Origin of the sequence: Rahnella sp. PAMC25559 (genome assembly GCF_050632365.1) — a bacterium.
GTDB lineage: Bacteria > Pseudomonadota > Gammaproteobacteria > Enterobacterales > Enterobacteriaceae > Rahnella > Rahnella rivi.
This window is the reverse complement of sequence record NZ_CP192544.1, coordinates 538,133-553,713: the sequence shown is the minus strand read 5'-3', so window position 1 is coordinate 553,713 and position 15,581 is coordinate 538,133. Positions and strand designations below refer to the sequence as shown.

General features: G+C 57.4%; 16 protein-coding genes. 6 read left to right on the top strand and 10 right to left on the bottom strand.

The window, feature by feature from the left end:
* Positions 1-372: 372 nt before the first annotated feature.
* From ACQZQY_RS24810 to ACQZQY_RS24800, 3 genes are read left to right on the top strand one after another with little or no spacing between them, the layout of a single operon-like run.
* Positions 373-1,797, top strand: coding sequence for a cytochrome ubiquinol oxidase subunit I (locus tag ACQZQY_RS24810; protein WP_056780090.1), 1,425 nt, complete (start codon positions 373-375; stop codon positions 1,795-1,797).
* A gap of 2 nt (positions 1,798-1,799) precedes the next feature.
* Positions 1,800-2,807, top strand: coding sequence for a cytochrome d ubiquinol oxidase subunit II (gene cydB / locus ACQZQY_RS24805; protein ID WP_136374751.1), 1,008 nt, complete (start codon positions 1,800-1,802; stop codon positions 2,805-2,807).
* Between the two features lie 11 nt (positions 2,808-2,818).
* Positions 2,819-2,983, top strand: a complete 165-nt coding sequence (locus ACQZQY_RS24800; RefSeq protein WP_082465766.1) for a DUF2474 domain-containing protein — start codon at positions 2,819-2,821, stop codon at positions 2,981-2,983.
* A 57-nt stretch (positions 2,984-3,040) separates the two neighbouring features.
* Here the strand turns inward: ACQZQY_RS24800 and ACQZQY_RS24795 are convergent, their stop codons facing one another.
* Positions 3,041-3,517, bottom strand: a complete 477-nt coding sequence (locus tag ACQZQY_RS24795; RefSeq protein WP_183849586.1) for an OsmC family protein — start codon at positions 3,515-3,517, stop codon at positions 3,041-3,043.
* Positions 3,518-3,629: 112 nt separating this feature from the next.
* Here ACQZQY_RS24795 and ACQZQY_RS24790 point away from each other — a divergent pair, with 112 nt between their 5' ends.
* Positions 3,630-4,286, top strand: coding sequence for a GntR family transcriptional regulator (locus tag ACQZQY_RS24790; RefSeq protein WP_431297518.1), 657 nt, complete (start codon positions 3,630-3,632; stop codon positions 4,284-4,286).
* 61 nt (positions 4,287-4,347) lie between these two features.
* Here ACQZQY_RS24790 and ACQZQY_RS24785 read toward each other — a convergent pair whose 3' ends face one another.
* The 7 genes from ACQZQY_RS24785 to ACQZQY_RS24755 all read right to left on the bottom strand — a co-directional run bounded on the left by ACQZQY_RS24785 (position 4,348) and on the right by ACQZQY_RS24755 (position 11,988).
* Entirely contained in the window at positions 4,348-4,926 is a 579-nt protein-coding gene (locus tag ACQZQY_RS24785; protein ID WP_056780083.1) for a TetR/AcrR family transcriptional regulator, read from the bottom strand.
* Between the two features lie 47 nt (positions 4,927-4,973).
* Positions 4,974-6,470 carry an MFS transporter gene (locus ACQZQY_RS24780; protein WP_431297475.1) on the bottom strand — a complete coding sequence of 499 codons (1,497 nt, stop codon included), beginning with the start codon at positions 6,468-6,470 and terminating at the stop codon, positions 4,974-4,976.
* Positions 6,471-6,690: 220 nt separating this feature from the next.
* Complete coding sequence (locus tag ACQZQY_RS24775; protein ID WP_217203073.1) at positions 6,691-8,205, bottom strand: ABC transporter substrate-binding protein; 1,515 nt, start codon at positions 8,203-8,205, stop codon at positions 6,691-6,693.
* 1 nt (position 8,206) lies between these two features.
* Entirely contained in the window at positions 8,207-9,235 is a 1,029-nt protein-coding gene (locus tag ACQZQY_RS24770; protein ID WP_122096745.1) for an ABC transporter ATP-binding protein, read from the bottom strand.
* Positions 9,219-10,196, bottom strand: a complete 978-nt coding sequence (locus ACQZQY_RS24765; RefSeq protein WP_431297474.1) for an ABC transporter ATP-binding protein — start codon at positions 10,194-10,196, stop codon at positions 9,219-9,221. The genes ACQZQY_RS24770 and ACQZQY_RS24765 overlap by 17 nt, the downstream gene beginning before the upstream one ends.
* Positions 10,193-11,047: an ABC transporter permease gene (locus ACQZQY_RS24760; protein WP_056780184.1), complete on the bottom strand. Its 855-nt coding sequence runs from the start codon at positions 11,045-11,047 to the stop codon at positions 10,193-10,195. Before ACQZQY_RS24760 ends, ACQZQY_RS24765 begins: the two co-directional genes overlap by 4 nt.
* Before the next feature lie 2 nt (positions 11,048-11,049).
* Entirely contained in the window at positions 11,050-11,988 is a 939-nt protein-coding gene (locus ACQZQY_RS24755) for an ABC transporter permease (RefSeq protein WP_431297473.1), read from the bottom strand.
* 315 nt (positions 11,989-12,303) lie between these two features.
* On the opposite strand from ACQZQY_RS24755, the gene ACQZQY_RS24750 reads away from it, so the two are divergent.
* Together ACQZQY_RS24750 and ACQZQY_RS24745 are read left to right on the top strand one after the other, a co-directional pair.
* Positions 12,304-13,059 (top strand): LuxR family transcriptional regulator, encoded by a 756-nt coding sequence (locus tag ACQZQY_RS24750; protein ID WP_183849574.1) that lies wholly within the window; start codon positions 12,304-12,306, stop codon positions 13,057-13,059.
* Between the two features lie 89 nt (positions 13,060-13,148).
* Positions 13,149-14,042, top strand: coding sequence for a proline iminopeptidase-family hydrolase (locus ACQZQY_RS24745; RefSeq protein ID WP_421671259.1), 894 nt, complete (start codon positions 13,149-13,151; stop codon positions 14,040-14,042).
* A 234-nt stretch (positions 14,043-14,276) separates the two neighbouring features.
* Here the strand turns inward: ACQZQY_RS24745 and msrA are convergent, their stop codons facing one another.
* Entirely contained in the window at positions 14,277-15,017 is a 741-nt protein-coding gene (msrA, locus tag ACQZQY_RS24740) for a peptide-methionine (S)-S-oxide reductase MsrA (RefSeq protein WP_431297472.1), read from the bottom strand.
* A gap of 18 nt (positions 15,018-15,035) precedes the next feature.
* Positions 15,036-15,542: a peptide-methionine (R)-S-oxide reductase MsrB gene (gene msrB / locus ACQZQY_RS24735; RefSeq protein ID WP_217203102.1), complete on the bottom strand. Its 507-nt coding sequence runs from the start codon at positions 15,540-15,542 to the stop codon at positions 15,036-15,038.
* Positions 15,543-15,581: the final 39 nt, after the last annotated feature.

The window sequence follows — 15,581 nt, the reverse complement described above, 5'->3', positions numbered from 1 at the left end:
AATTTTGCACACAACAAGTCATTACAGGATGCAGGGAAATTACATTTGAAAAACATCAAAACTTTTTGATCCAGATCAATGCAACAACATGACCTCTGACTTTTTGTGGATAATTCCCCTCCTGCCCGTTTCCCTCTCATTTAGTTTTTCTGCCCCGGCGTTTTAACCGCCGCTAAAGTGTTTCAGCGACTACTTTCCCTGCGAAACCGTCCCTGTTAATGCCTTTGTTCATTGTGTTTAAATCGCCCTCTCGCAAAACCCCGTTGTACTTTCCTTTCATTCAAGACTTCACCTGCGAATGTCAGACATCGCCGGTTCCCGTGCCGGTGCCTGTGTTTGAAAGGAATACCTGACGCACAAAAAGAGGTTGTTATGTTTGGTCTTGATGCGCTTGAACTGGCCCGGATCCAGTTTGCCTTCACCGTCTCTTTTCACATCATTTTTCCCGCAATCACCATCGGGCTGGCCAGCTTTTTGGCGGTTCTCGAAGGGATGTGGCTAAAAACCAAAAAAGAGGCTTATCGCGATCTGTACCATTTCTGGTCGAAGATTTTTGCCGTTAACTTCGGTATGGGCGTGGTGTCCGGCCTGGTGATGGCCTACCAGTTTGGTACCAACTGGAGCATGTTCTCCTCGTTTGCCGGCAGCATTACCGGCCCGCTGCTGACCTACGAAGTGTTAACCGCCTTCTTCCTGGAAGCAGGTTTTCTCGGCGTGATGCTGTTCGGCTGGAACCGCGTCGGCCCCGGCCTGCACTTCTTCTCCACCTGCATGGTGGCGCTCGGCACGCTGATGTCGACGTTCTGGATCCTCGCTTCCAACAGCTGGATGCAGACCCCGCAGGGCTATGAGATTGTTAACAATCTGGTCGTTCCGGTCAGCTGGATGAAGATCATCTTCAACCCGTCGTTCCCGTTCCGCTTAATGCACATGACCACAGCGGCGTTCCTCGCTTCCGCCTTCTTCGTCGGTTCTGCGGCGGCCTGGCATTTACTGCGCGGTCGCGATACACCGGCAATCCGCACCATGTTGTCGATGGCGATGTGGATGGCGCTGATCGTCTCGCCGATTCAGGCATTTTTGGGTGACGCGCATGGCCTGAATACGCTGAAATATCAGCCGGCTAAAATCGCCGCCATTGAAGGCCACTGGGAAAATAAAGACAACAAACCGACGCCGCTGGTGCTGATTGGTTATCCGGACATGAACCGTGAAGAAACCCGCTACGCGGTTGAAATCCCGTATCTGGGCAGCCTGATCCTGACGCACAGCCTGACGCATCAGATCCCGGCGCTGAAATCGTTCCCGAAAGAAGACCGCCCGAACTCATCCGTCATCTTCTACACCTTCCGCATCATGGCTGGCCTCGGCATGCTGATGATTTTGCTGGGTGTGCTGAGCCTTATCCTGCGTCGCGGCGGCAAAATGTATACCTCTAAAGCCTTCCTGCGCTTTGCTTTTCTGATGGGGCCTTCCGGTCTGCTGGCGTTACTGGCGGGGTGGATCACCACGGAAATGGGGCGTCAGCCGTGGGTGGTGTATGGCCTGCTGCGCACCAAAGACGCGGTATCCAACCATAACGTGCTGCAAATGAGCGTCAGCCTGATCCTGTTCATCGTCATTTACTGCTCGGTGTTTGGTGTCGGTTACGGCTACATGATGCGTCTGATCCGCAAAGGGCCGCAGGCGCATGAGGGCGAAAGCGTTGACCACGGCGGTCCGGGCCAGCACCGCACGCCTGCGCGTCCGCTGTCTGCCATCAAAGAATCACTGACCGACGACACTAAGGGAGCTTGATAATGGGTATCGACTTGCCGCTGATCTGGTTTTTGATCATCATCTTCGGCGTGATGATGTATGTGGTGATGGACGGCTTCGACCTGGGTATCGGTCTGCTGTTCCCGCTGGTGAAAAAAGAGCACGACCGTGACGTGATGATGAACACCGTTGCACCGGTCTGGGACGGCAACGAAACCTGGCTGGTGCTCGGCGGCGCGGCGCTGTACGGCGCATTCCCGCTGGCCTACTCGGTCATTCTGGATGCGCTGACCATCCCGCTGACCCTGATGCTGTTCGGCCTGATCTTCCGTGGCGTGGCCTTTGAATTTCGTTTCAAAGCCAGCCCGGCCAAACGCCACGTGTGGGATAAATCCTTTATCGGCGGTTCCGTGCTGGCGACGTTCTGTCAGGGCGTGGTGCTGGGCGCGGTGATCAACGGTATCCCGGTGGTAAACCGCACTTATGCCGGTGGCGCGCTGGACTGGCTGACGCCGTTCACGCTGTTCTGTGGTTTCGCGCTGGTGGTGGCTTACGCCCTGCTTGGCTGCACCTGGCTGATTATGAAAACCGAAGGCGAATTGCAGGAAGCGATGCATAAGATCGCCAAACCGCTGCTGGTGGTATTCCTGCTGGTGACGGCGGCGGTCAGCCTGTGGACACCGCTCTCTCACAGCGACATCGCCACCCGCTGGTTCTCGCGTCCTAACCTTTACTGGTTCCTGCCGGTCCCGGTGCTGGTGGTGCTGGTTTCTGCGTGGATGTTCCGCGCCATCAGCAAAAATGCGCACCACGCGCCGTTCCTGCTGACGCTGGCACTGGTGTTCCTGGGCTATACCGGTCTGGGTATCAGCATCTGGCCGAACATTATTCCACCGTCCATTTCCATCTGGGAAGCGGCTTCACCTCCGCAAAGTCAGGGCTTTATTCTGGTCGGCGCCCTGTTCATCATCCCTATTATTCTGGTGTACACCTTCTGGAGCTACTACGTGTTCCGCGGGAAAGTCACACCGGATCAGGGTTATCACTGAGGAGTAACCTGATGAATCTGATTCAAAAGATGGATGACAACGTCATCACCAAAGCCCCGTTCTGGAAACGCGTCGGCTGGATGGCCGTCATCTGGGGCGGCAGCGTGCTGGCGCTATTTGTTGTGGCAACGGCGTTTCACCTGCTGATGTTTGCGGCGGGAATGAGAAGTCATTGAGTGAACAGAGTCCGGCACTGTGCCGGACTCTTTTTTAGCATGGCGTTCTGCCGCCCGTTAAGACGCTGAACAATACCTAATCACCGGTTCACACAGTACCGGGAAGTTCAGCGAATTCGCGATAAAACACAGTTCATGTGCGCGGTGATGCAGATCCTTCGCGAGCTGAATATCATCCCCGGCACGGATCGCAATGTCAGGTTTGAGTGTGATACTCGTGAAACACCCTTTCTCACCTTCTGTCATGACCCCTTCAGCCTTATCGATATAAGAATCAACACTGATACCCGCCTCGGCGCATAAATGCAGATACCAGAGCTGATGGCAGGCTGAAGCCGAAGCTACCAGCAGGTCTTCAGGGTTCCAGCGCGTGGCATCACCCAGAAATGCCGGGTCTGATGAACCGGCAATGCTTTGTTTCTTCCCTTCTGAAATTTCATAATCGCGGCTGTAAGCCTTATAGGATTCTGTTCCGCGCCCCTTGTTGCCTGTCCATTCAATGTTGACCTGATAATGATGCTCGCGATGTGCCATAGCCGGTGCTCCTGTCGTTGCTAAGTGGGGATACTGAGGGGTGGAGACGGATAGTTCTCCCTTTAATGCCAAAAATGGTATACCATTATTCCATAATGTACAGGAGAAAATGATGATGCTGAAACCCCAGTCCACCGCCGAAATGCTTGCCGGATCACTCAGGAAGATGATTAACAATGGCTCGCTGCCTGATGGCTCGCGGCTGGTAGAAAGGGATCTGGCCAGCCAGTTTGCTGTCAGCCGTGTTCCGATGCGGGAAGCTATCCGTCTGCTGGAGCAGGAAGGCATGGTGGATATTTTCAGAAACCGCGGGGCGGTGGTCAGAACACTGTCTGTTGAGGATATCGCTGAGATTTATGAACTGCGGGCTTTACTGGAGGGGGAAGCGATATTTAGCAGCGTGCAGAATATGGATGCCGAAACGCTGGCCAGAACGGAACTCACGCACACACTGCTCGGGAATGCCGAAGACGCCGACAGGCAAGGAGAGCACAACCGTGAGTTTCACGGTCTGCTGTACCGCGGATGTCAAAATAAGCGCCTGCTGGCGATGATCGACGAGTTACGTAATCAGATAGAAAGGTACGAACATTTTCAGCGCAGACTGCTTTCAGACACTCAGGCATTTCAGCACGAACATGAATTGATTCTTAATGCGTGCCGGGAAGGCAATGCAGAGGCGGCACGGCAGGAAACCTTCCGGCATATTGAATCTGCCGGAAGAGTGCTAAAAGAGTTCATCAGGAAGGGGATGTCGGCTCAGAAATGAGTGGCTGCCCGAAGCCGATGTTCCGGGCCACTGCGCCAGAAGAAACCGCCTGGGAAAGGGGTTATTTCTCCAGCACCAGCGCCACAAAATCCAGAATATCGTCCATCGCTTCCTGACGGGCTTCGGCAGAAGGCATGACGATCAGCTGATCGGAATAGCCATTCATGATCGCGGAAAGCTGGCGGGTGACCCGGTCTGCGTTGGCCGACCGGAAAACCCCTGCCTCGATCCCCGCGCGGATAATTTCCGCCAGCAGTTCCAGCCACTTATGCACCATCAGCCGCGCCAGTTCGGCATAAGCCTCGTTATGCGCCGCCAGTTGCCACAGCGAGCCATAAAGCTGCCAGATATCACCCTGCGTATCCGGCAGATAATTACGCACCAGCGTATGCAATTTTTCCTGCGGATGCAGCGTCGCAATTTCTGCGGTGAACTCTTTCAGTTCCGCCAGCATCACCACCGATAACGCTTCAATGCACAGCGTCTGCCAGTCACGAAAATAGTGATAAATATGGCTGCGCGAAATGCCCACGTGCTCGGTCAGTTCGCGCGTCGTCACTTTCTCAATCCCCTTTTCGATAAAGAGACTGATGGCACCGTCAAGAATTTTAGCCCTTAACGCCTCCTGATTTTCTTTCATCATCCATCCTGTGCTGGCCCTGAGCAACCGCTCTTGCCCGCATTTTATCAGGAAGGCAGACGTGCGCCCAACGACTTACGTAATACGATTTTCACCACAATCACGGTGGCGATCACCAGCAGGGCAGCCGACACCAGCACGGCCATAAAGGCCTGGTCGAACGCAGCACGGGCGAGGCTGCTGATCAAGGACGCGTGTTCAGGGCTGAGATGGCTGGCCAGCGCCAGCGCTTCGTCGAGGCTGTCATACGCGGCATCACCGGTTACCAGCCCTGCCGGCAGTTCCAGGCTGCGGCTGTAAACCGCGGTCATCAGGCCGCCCAGCAAGGTCACGCCCAGCACGCCGCCCATTTCCCACGACACATCTTCGATAGCGGCGACCATGCCGGCTTTGTCTTCCGGTGCGTTAAGCATGATGGACGTCGAGGCTGCCGTTACCGCACCGCCCAGACCAAAACCGAGAATGAACAGGCTGATGAGTTGCAGTAAGGTTCCGGCATCAAACACCAGCGCATGCATCACAATCCCCAGCGCCGACAGCGCAAAACCGCCAACCATTATCCTGCGCACACCCACTCGCGGGATCAGCATACCCGCCAGCGGTGAGGCCAGCGCAGAGGCGACCGGGATCGGCAGAATAAACATGGCGGCCATAAACGGCGACAGCCCGAGTACCAGCTGCAACCGCTGGCTGAGCACCAGTTCGATGCCGATCAGCGCAATCATTGACGTGATGGCAACCCCCACACCACAGGCAAACGCCCGGTTACGGAACAGCGAGAAGTCGATCATCGGCTGCAAGGCCCGCTGCTGTCTTCTGGCAAAGAAGCCGAGGAATATCACCCCTGCGGCCGCCGCGCAGACGATCACCAGCCATGAAGAGTTGATATGGCTCAGCTCTTTGAGCGCGTAAATCACCCCGACCAGCCCCGCCATCACCAGTGCGGAGCCGATAAAATCGCAAGGCCGTTGTTTATTGCCTTTGCCACGCGGGATCAGCGCCAGCGCGAACGGGAAAACGGCCAGCACAACCGGCACGTTAATCAGGAATACCGAACCCCACCAGTAATACTCTAACAATACGCCGCCGATCACCGGGCCGAGCGCAGCGGCACCGGAGGCAACGGCGGACCAGATGCCGATCGCCAGCGCCCTTTCGCGCTCATCGGTAAACACATGGCGCACGATTGCCAGCGTTGCAGGCATCATCATTGCCGCCCCCACCGCCAGGAAAACGCGCGAAGCGATCAGCATGTCAGCGGACGTGGAAAACGCCGCGCACAGCGACGCCACCGCAAACACCGGCAGCCCGCACATAAACAGATTTTTGTGGCCCAGCCGGTCGCTGAGCATTCCCGCGCCGGGTAACAGCCCCGCGACGACCAGCGGATAGGCATTCACTATCCATAATTTTTCCGAGGACGATGCACCCAAAGCCAGCGTGAGGCGCGGCAGTGCGGTGTATAAGACCGTCATATCAATGATGATCAGGAAAAGTGTACTGGTGACAATGGCAAGGATCAGCCAGCGGTTGTGGGAAAACATAAAAGCCTCTGAAGTTTTTGAGCACTTGCTCAAGCGCGAAAGGTACTTGAGCACCCGCTCAAAAGCAAGGGGTGTCAGCCGGTCCGTTGATGAATGATTTACCCTGCACAGGGTGCGCAAAGGCAGATACCTGACACGAAAAAGCCCACTCGAAAGTGGGCTAAGGGGGGTACAGACTGACTTTTTTAAGTACTACTTATTTTCCCTGGTGTGGCAAAAATTACTCTTTCACCGTTTCCTCTAACGTGAAACGGCCTAACGGATTCTGATGGAAGTCTTTGATATTTTTACGGGTCACGTTGCGGTACGGGCTGTAATAGAGATCAATCCAGTTCACATCGGCTTTCGCCATTTTCTGCAAATCGATATACATCTGTTCACGCTTCTTCGGATCCATTTCAACGCGCGCAGCCGCAACCAGCGCTTTCACTTTTTCGTTGTGGTAGTGCGTCATGTAGTTGTTGTTGGAATCATGCCCCAGCGTAAAGGTGGTTTTCTGGTCCGGATCGAGAATGTCGTTGGTCCAGTACATCACAGAAATGTCGTAATCCCCCGCCACCAGCATGTCCCAGCTCTGGCTCGGATCCACCTTTTGCAGACTGGCGGTGATGCCCGCCTTTGCCAGCTGTTGTTGCAGCAGAACCGCGATCTGCTCGTCCACTTCATCCCCGGCGTTGACCAGGTATTTCAGGGTCAGATTTTTGACACCGGCCGCCGCCAGCAGCTGTCTGGCTTTTTCCGGGTCGTACGGGCGTTGCAGGTTAGCGGCGTAGTGATAGAGCGCGCCGTCAGGAATGTAGGAGTTAGCGATTTTGCCGTAGCCGAAGGTCACGGTGTCGATAATGGATTTCTTATCAATCGCGAAATCCAGCGCCTGACGCACTTCCACTTTTGCCAGATCGCCGTGGGCATGGTTGATCAGCAGATGATCTTCGCGGGTTGAGGTGTCCAGCTCCACGCTCAGTTTCGGGTCTTTTTGCAGCGAGGCGATGCGCGAGAACGGAATCGACAGCGCCGCATCCAGCTCTCCCGCCTGCACCTTCAGCATACGGGTATTATCATCCGGCAACGTCAGCCACTCGACGCCGTCCAGTTTTACCTTGGCGGCGTCCCAGTAATACGGGTTCTTCACCAGCTCGACTTTTTCGCCGCGTGTCCACTCTTTCACACTGAAAGCGCCGGAACCCACCGGATGCTCGGCAAAATCATCCGCGCCCTGTTTGGTGAAGGCCTGCTGAGAAATTACCGAGGCATTAGGCAGTGCCAGTTGCGATAAAAAGGCCGCCGACGGGGTTTTCAGGGTGATCACCAGCGTACGGGCGTCGGGCGCTTTAAGGCTTTCAATAATGCTGTAAGAATCTTTCCACATGGAACCGGCATCATCGCGGATACGCGTCAGGCTGAATACCGCATCGGAAGCGGTGACCGGCGTGCCGTCAGAGAACTTCGCGTCGCGCAATTTCAGCGTATAGGTTTTGCCGTCCGGCGAAATCGTCCAGCTCTCCGCCAGCCCCGGCAGCAGTTTGGTGCCGGTGTTATCGACCCGCACCAGCGGATCGAACACGTTGGAGAACACCCAGTTATCCGCGTTTTGCGCGGACTTGATCGGGTCAAATGTGGTGCTGTCTTCACGACGACCGATGGTTAAAACTCCCGCCGCCTGCGCCATTTCGCTGACCAGGCTCAACGCCAGCAGCACCCCGGCGGCCACAACGTTAAAATGCTTTTGCTTCATGTCACATTCCTTCAGTCATCGGATAGACGCCTTCGCGTTTGTGGCCGTCAAGCACACAGGCGAAAGCATGATCGGCAATATGCCGGGTTTCTGGTGCCGCGCCTTGCCTGCACGCGGCAAGCGCAAAGGCACAGCGAGGATGAAAAGCGCAGCCCGCAGGCAGAGAAACCGGGCCAGGCGGCTCTCCCTGTAACGGATGCTCCGGCAGCGGCCGGTCGGGGTCGATTTCAGGGATCGCCGCCACCAGCGCAGCGGTATAAGGATGGCGCGGCGCAGTAAACACCGTGTGCGTCGGCCCGCTTTCGACAATGCGCCCGAGGTACATCACCGCCACGCGGTCACACAGGCGGCGCACAATCGCCAGATCGTGCGCGATAAACAGGATCGCCAGCCCCATGCTTTCGCGCAGATCCATCAGTAAGTTGATGATTTGCGCCTGAATCGACACATCCAGCGCAGCCACGCATTCATCCGCCACGATCAGACGCGGTTCGATCGCCAGTGCGCGGGCGATACCGGCACGCTGACACTGTCCGCCACTCAGCGCCTGTGGCCGTTTCGCGGCGTGTTCCGGGCTGAGGCCCACGCGCATCAGCAGTTCACTCACCCGCCCCGCGATGTGCGCTTTCGCGACTTTCTGGTGCACCCGCAACACTTCGCTGATGCTTTCACCCAGCGTCTGGCGCGGGTTTAGCGAGGCGTAAGGATCCTGAAAAATCATCGCGGTTTGCTGGCGCAGACGGGCGATATCGGGCCTGACGCCGTCGGTGATCAGCTGCCCGCGAAAACGCACCCGTCCGGCACTGGCCGTTTCCAGATGCAACATCGCCCGGCCCAGCGTGCTTTTGCCGCTGCCTGATTCGCCCACCAGCCCTAGCGTTTCACCCGCATGAATGTGCAAAGACACACCGTTCACCGCCTGAACGTGGCGCTTTTTCAGGCCAAATCCGGAAACCGGAAACGTCACGGAAAGATCCTCAACTTCCAGCAGCGGATACGGCTGCGAACTCAGTTCAGATGGAAGATTCATTTTCTCTCCCGTGGGTCAGCGGATGGTGGCAGGCCGTCGCGTGACTGCCCGCAACCATGGCGGGCTGGGCGGCACGGCACTGTGCGGATGCCCTTGCGCAGCGCGGATGAAACCGGCAGCCCGCGGGGAAACGAGCCGCCACCGGCGGCTGGCCGGGCAGCGTGATCATTCGTCCGCTGCCGCCGTCGCTGGCGGGCTGGCAATCAATCAGCCCGCGCGTGTACGGATGCTGCGCCTGTGCCAGCACCTGACGTTTTTCGCCGGTTTCACACAGGCGGCCGCCATACATCACCGCAATGCGGTCACAGGTTTGCGCCACCACGCCGAGATCGTGGGTGATTAGAATAATGGCGATGCCCAGCCTGTCGCGCAGATCGCGCAGCAGCCGCAAAATCTGCATCTGCACGGTGACGTCCAGCGCCGTAGTCGGTTCGTCGGCAATCAGCATTTTGGGTTCGCAGGCCAGCGCCACGGCGATCATCGCGCGCTGGCGCATACCGCCGGAAAACTCATGCGGATAGTTATCTGCGCGGCGCTGCGGATCAGGAATACCGACCTGACGCAGCAGTTCCACCGCCTGCAAATGCGCGTCGCGCCGGCTGGCCCCGAAATGCAGCCTGCGGCTTTCGGCAATTTGCTGACCGATGCTCATCACCGGATTCAGATGGCTGGCCGGGTTCTGGAAAATCATGCCGATTTCACGCCCGCGAACGGCGGTCATGCGTTTGTCACTCAGCGTCAGCAGATCTGTGCCATTCAGGCGAATTTCTCCCGCGCGGATGTTCAACCCTTCGCCAGGCAGCAACCGCATCATGGCGCGGCAGCTCAGCGTTTTTCCGGAGCCACTTTCGCCCACCAGCCCGAGAATGTCCCCCGCGTTCAGCGTCAGCGAGAGCCTGTCCACCAGCGCCACGCCCTGCCGGTCTTCAATGGTTAAACCGGACACCTGCAATAACGTCATGGCCGCTCTCCCAGTTTGTCGCCCAGCCCGTCGGCCAGCAGGCTGAAACTCATCGCCAGCACCACAATGGCCAGGCCGGGAAATGTGGTTATCCACCACGCCGTGGTAATAAAACTCTGGCCTTCGGCAACCATTACGCCCCATTCGGCAACGGGCGGCTGAACACCAAGGCCGAGATAACTCACCGACGCGCCGCTGAGTAACACCAGCACGCAGTCGGACATTGAGAACACCAGCGAACTGGTCAGTGCGTTGGGCAGCAGGTGTAAAAGTAAAATGCGCGGGTGGCTGTAACCGAGGCTGCGCGCCGCCAGAATGAAATCCCGGTGTTTCAGCGTCAGCACCTGCGACCGCACCAGACGGGCATACGACACCCAGCCGACCATTGCCATCGCGATATAAAAACTGCCCAGCCCCGGCCCGAGAATGGCGATGATCGACAGCATCAGCACCAGAAACGGAAACGCCAGCACCACGTCGATCACCCGCATAAAGACGGTGTCCACCGCGCCGCCGAGATAACCGGCAAATGCCCCCGCCAGCGTGCCGAAGGTGAACGGGAAAATGACGCCAATCAGACAAATTTGCAGATCCACCCGTGCGCCCCACATCACGCGGGAAAGGATGTCGCGGCCAAAGTTATCCGTGCCAAACGGATGGGCGAATGAAGGCGGTGACAACGTCACGGATGCATCCTGCGCAACCGGGTCAAATGGCGCGATCCACGGGCTGAGCAGCGCCACTAATATCCACACCAGCAACATCAGAATGCCCAGCCGCAGCGCCTGCTGGCGCGGCAACCAGCGCAGAGGAAAGTACACCCGCCGCTGCGTGATTAACTTTTCTGTCATGCTCATAACGTCACCCTCGGATCCAGCGCCACGGTCACCAGATCGGCGATCAGATTCACGGCGACCGTCGCCAGCGCAAACACCAGCACCACGCCCTGCACCACCATGTAGTCACGGCTGATAATCGCTTTCACCAGTAACTGCCCCATGCCGGGAATGGCAAATACGCTTTCGATCACCACCGTACTGCCGATCAGCCAGCCGATGTTCACCGCCAGCAGGTTGACCGTGGGCACCAGCGAATTGGGCATCACGTGCCGCCAGAAAATGCGGTTTTCGTTCTGACCACGCGCCCTGGCGGCCGTCACGTAATCATTCTGTAATTCCATCAGCAGGCTGGCGCGCAGGTTGCGGGTCAGCACCGCCGACAGCGCCAGCGCGACGGTCAGGCAGGGCAAAAACAGATGACGGAGACGTTCACCCGCGTCACTGCCGTACCCCGATACCGGAAACCAGCCCAGCGACAGGCTGAACAGCAAAATCATCATGATCGCCAGCCAGAACGCGGGCAGGCCGAGGCCGACGGTAGAAAGCAAACGGATCACCTGATCGGCCAGTTTTCCGCGCTTTCTCGCCGCCGCGGCGGCCAGTGGCACCGCGATCAGCAGCGCCAGCAACACGCTGCCGAGCACCAGATACAGCGTCGGTTCGATACGGGTCGTGACCAGCTTGAGCGTATCAACACGGTAAATCAGCGATTTACCCATTTCACCGTTAAGCAGATTGCGCAGGAAATAGAGGTATTGCTGCCATATCGGCAAATCCAGCCCGAACTGGGCGCGGATACGGGCGATGGCTTCCGGCGAACTGTGCACCCCAAGCAGGATCCTCGCCGGATCGCCGGGGATGGCGCGGACCATAATAAAGGTCAGAATGCTGATCCCCAGCAGCACCGGCAGCAGTTGCAGCGGTCGCCAGAGCAGAAAACGATAACGGTGCATGGCAGTCCCCTTCATGGCGTGTAACGGTGCAAAAACGGACGTGGCGGGCGAAATTCGCACCAGCACGGTGCAGTGTGGCTGCGCGGACCCCGGCGTTTCTCCCCTTTTTTCGGCACGCCTGCGATGGCCTTTTGCCCTGTCGCACTACGTTAGCCGCAGTGGTGCCGCACCGGTAGTTAGCAAAAAAACTAGTTTTGCTATCACCGTGATCTGGCACCGCGATTGCATGTTTTTCAGGCACAGGTTGGGCAACGCAGGAACCGTGCCGGAGGGGCAAATGCCGTTTTTACGTTGAAGCATGGCGGAGATGAATTCATGAAACTCGCAGTGACAGAGAGTGCGCAGGGGATGCGGGAAAGTACCGTGGAAGGCGCGTTTGCCCAGCTTTTCGCCCAGACATCGCGCCTGGGATTTGATGCCCTGATTTACGATTTCACGCCGGTTCCCCGTTCGCTGGAAGGGGATTTGATCACGCCTTCCTTGTTGCAGATGTGCAATGTACCGGGAGATATGCAGCGGCTGTGGCTGGAGAGCGGATATTATCAGGTGGACCCGGTGCAGCATTATGCGCTGGAGAGCTGTGCGCCGTTCGTCTGGTCTTATCAGCGGCCAGACAACACCTCGCTGCAAAACCGTCTGAGTGACCTCAATAAACCGGTCACCCATTACATGTGCGATAACAATATGCCGAGTGGCGCCACCGTGCCGCTGCATCTGCCCAACGGCGGATTTGTTACCGTGACCGGGATCCACACCGGCGCCGGGCACGAGCTGGATATTCATGACGTGCTGGGCGATTTCAGCCTGCTGGCGCTGACCTTTCAGGAGTGCGTGTTTCCGCTGTTCGACAGCAGCGTGCTGACCTGTCAGCACGTCAGGTTAAGCAAACGCGAACGTGAATGTCTGGCGTGGGCGGCGGAGGGATTAACCGCCAAAGAGATTGCCCGTAAGCTGAACCGGTCAATCGCCACCGTCACGCTGCATCTCAACACCGCCGGCCGCAAACTGGGGGCCAGCAACCGCGTGCAGGCGGTGGTTCGCGCCATGCATTACCGCCTGCTCGACAGCTGAGCTTTCACGTTTTCTATCTTTTTTACTAGCTGTTCAGCGCCGCCGCGATGTTTACCCTGTGAGGATTATTCACCGACAGGGGAAACAACATGGTCAAGCTCACTGAAGGCTTTGCACCGTTTCAGGAATACCAGACCTGGTACCGCGTTTGCGGCGATTTGAACAACGGCGTCACGCCGCTGGTGATCGCGCACGGCGGGCCGGGCTGCACCCACGATTACGTGGATGCCTTCCGCGATATTGCCCAAACCGGCCGGGCGGTGATCCATTACGATCAGATCGGTAATGGCCGCTCCACCCACCTTCCTGATAAACCGGCAGATTTCTGGCAACCGTCGCTGTTTCTGGCGGAACTGGACAATTTGCTGCGCCATCTGTGCATCGAAAAAGATTACGCGCTGCTCGGCCAGTCGTGGGGCGGTATGCTCGGTGCCGAACATGCGGTCACCCAACCTGCCGGTCTGAAAGCGCTGATCATCGCCAATTCACCAGCGTCGATGGCGCTCTGGTTGCAGGCCGCCGCAAGGTTGCGCAGCGAACTGCCGCCGGACGTTCAGCAGACCTTACTCACCCATGAACAGGCCGGAACGATCGACAGTGCCGAATATAAAGCCGCGTCGCAGGTGTTTTATGCCCGCCACGTCTGCCGCCTCGATCCGTGGCCGGAAGAGGTGAAACGCACGTTCGCGGCCATGGATGCCGATCCGACGGTGTACCTCGCCATGAACGGACCGACCGAGTTTCACGTGATTGGCAGCATGAAAGCGTGGACAGTGATCGACCGTCTCGCGGCCATTAATGTGCCGGTTCTGCTGATATCAGGCCGTTACGACGAAGCCGCACCGGAAGTTGTGCAGCCCTTCGCCGACCACATCAAAGGGGCAGAATGGGTGATTTTCGAACACTCCAGCCATATGCCGCACGTGGAAGAACGTGAGGCGTGCATGGCGTGCGTGGGGAAATTTTTAGCGTCGGTTACGTGACGACGTCACGTCAACAGCACAGCAAACCACGCCACACGTTGGCCTCCGGTGGCCAACGGTGCGTATTTAGGTGCCGAGCTGGATTTCTGATTGAAGGGCGTAATACGTAAAACGTCCACGCCATGATCAGACGAGCAGTCATTTTTTACTTCAAAGAATGACTGCTCTTGCTGTGAATACCTTTAACCCCGCCTTCCTCCTTTCTGAATCATGTCAGCCGCCATTCCGGTAGCGTCAATTTTTACTTTCAGGGTTCACCAGCACGGGCTGTTCGCGGTAATTCGCCGGGAACACCTGTTGCAGGTCTTTAATTTTCGGCAGATCGTTCACCACAATGTACGGATAGTCCGGGTTATCGTTTAAGAAATTCTGGTGATAGGCTTCCGCCGGATAAAAGTGGGCGTTGCTTTCAATTTTTGTCACCATTGGTTCGCTGAAACTTTTGCTGGCATTGAGTTGTGCGATATACGCTTTTGCTACTGCGGCCTGCGCGGCATTTAACGGAAACACCGCCGAGCGGTACTGACTGCCGGTGTCCGGCCCCTGACGGTTCAGCTGAGTCGGGTTATGTCCGACCGAAAAGAAGATATGCAGCAACTCGCCGTAGGTCACCTGTGTCGGGTCAAAGGTCACTTTCACCGATTCGGCATGGCCGGTTTCACCGGTGCTGACTTCCTCATAATTTGCCGTTCCTGCCGCCCCGCCGGCATATCCGGATACCGCGCTGGTGACGCCTTTCACATGCTGGAACACGCCCTGGATCCCCCAGAAACACCCGCCGGCAAACAGCGCGGTTTCGCTGTGCGACGTGGCTGCCGGTTCATCTTTTGCCGGGGCGGCGATCACCACGGCGGGCTCGGCTCCGCCCCATGACCAGGCGTTATTCTGAAACACAAACGCTGAGGCCAGCACCAGACCGGCGATCAGGCTGTAATTGCGTAACGACTTCACTCTTTTTTCGGTAATTTTCTTCATGGTGAACTTCCTGCCTGATTAAACGTTGGGGGTGAACGTCATTGCCAGCCCGTTCATGCAATAACGCAGGCCGGTCGGCTGCGGGCCGTCGTCGAAAACATGACCGAGATGCCCGCCGCAGCGGCGGCAATGGACTTCATCACGCACCATGCCGAAGGAGGTATCCCGGCTGGTGAGCGCCGAATCGGGCAAGGGTTTCCAGAAACTCGGCCAGCCGGTGTGGCTGTCAAATTTGGTCGCTGAGGAGAAAAGAGGAAGATTGCAGCCCGCACAGGCAAATTCCCCCGCCCGGTGCTCGTTGTTCAGCGGACTGGAATAAGGCCGCTCGGTACCGGCTTCGCGCAAAATGCGGTACTGATCGTCGTTCAGGCGCTGATGCCACTGAGCATCCGTCAGCATGATGTCGAATTTAGCGGATTTCGCCTGCGCGTCGGCATTGCGGGAAAACAGTGACGGGATCAGCCCCATCACCGCAGCAGCCGATACCGCGCCACTGCCCAGCAAGAAATTACGTCTGTTGATCATTGTTGCCACCGTTGCGGTTGCTGTCGATGGCACCAGAGT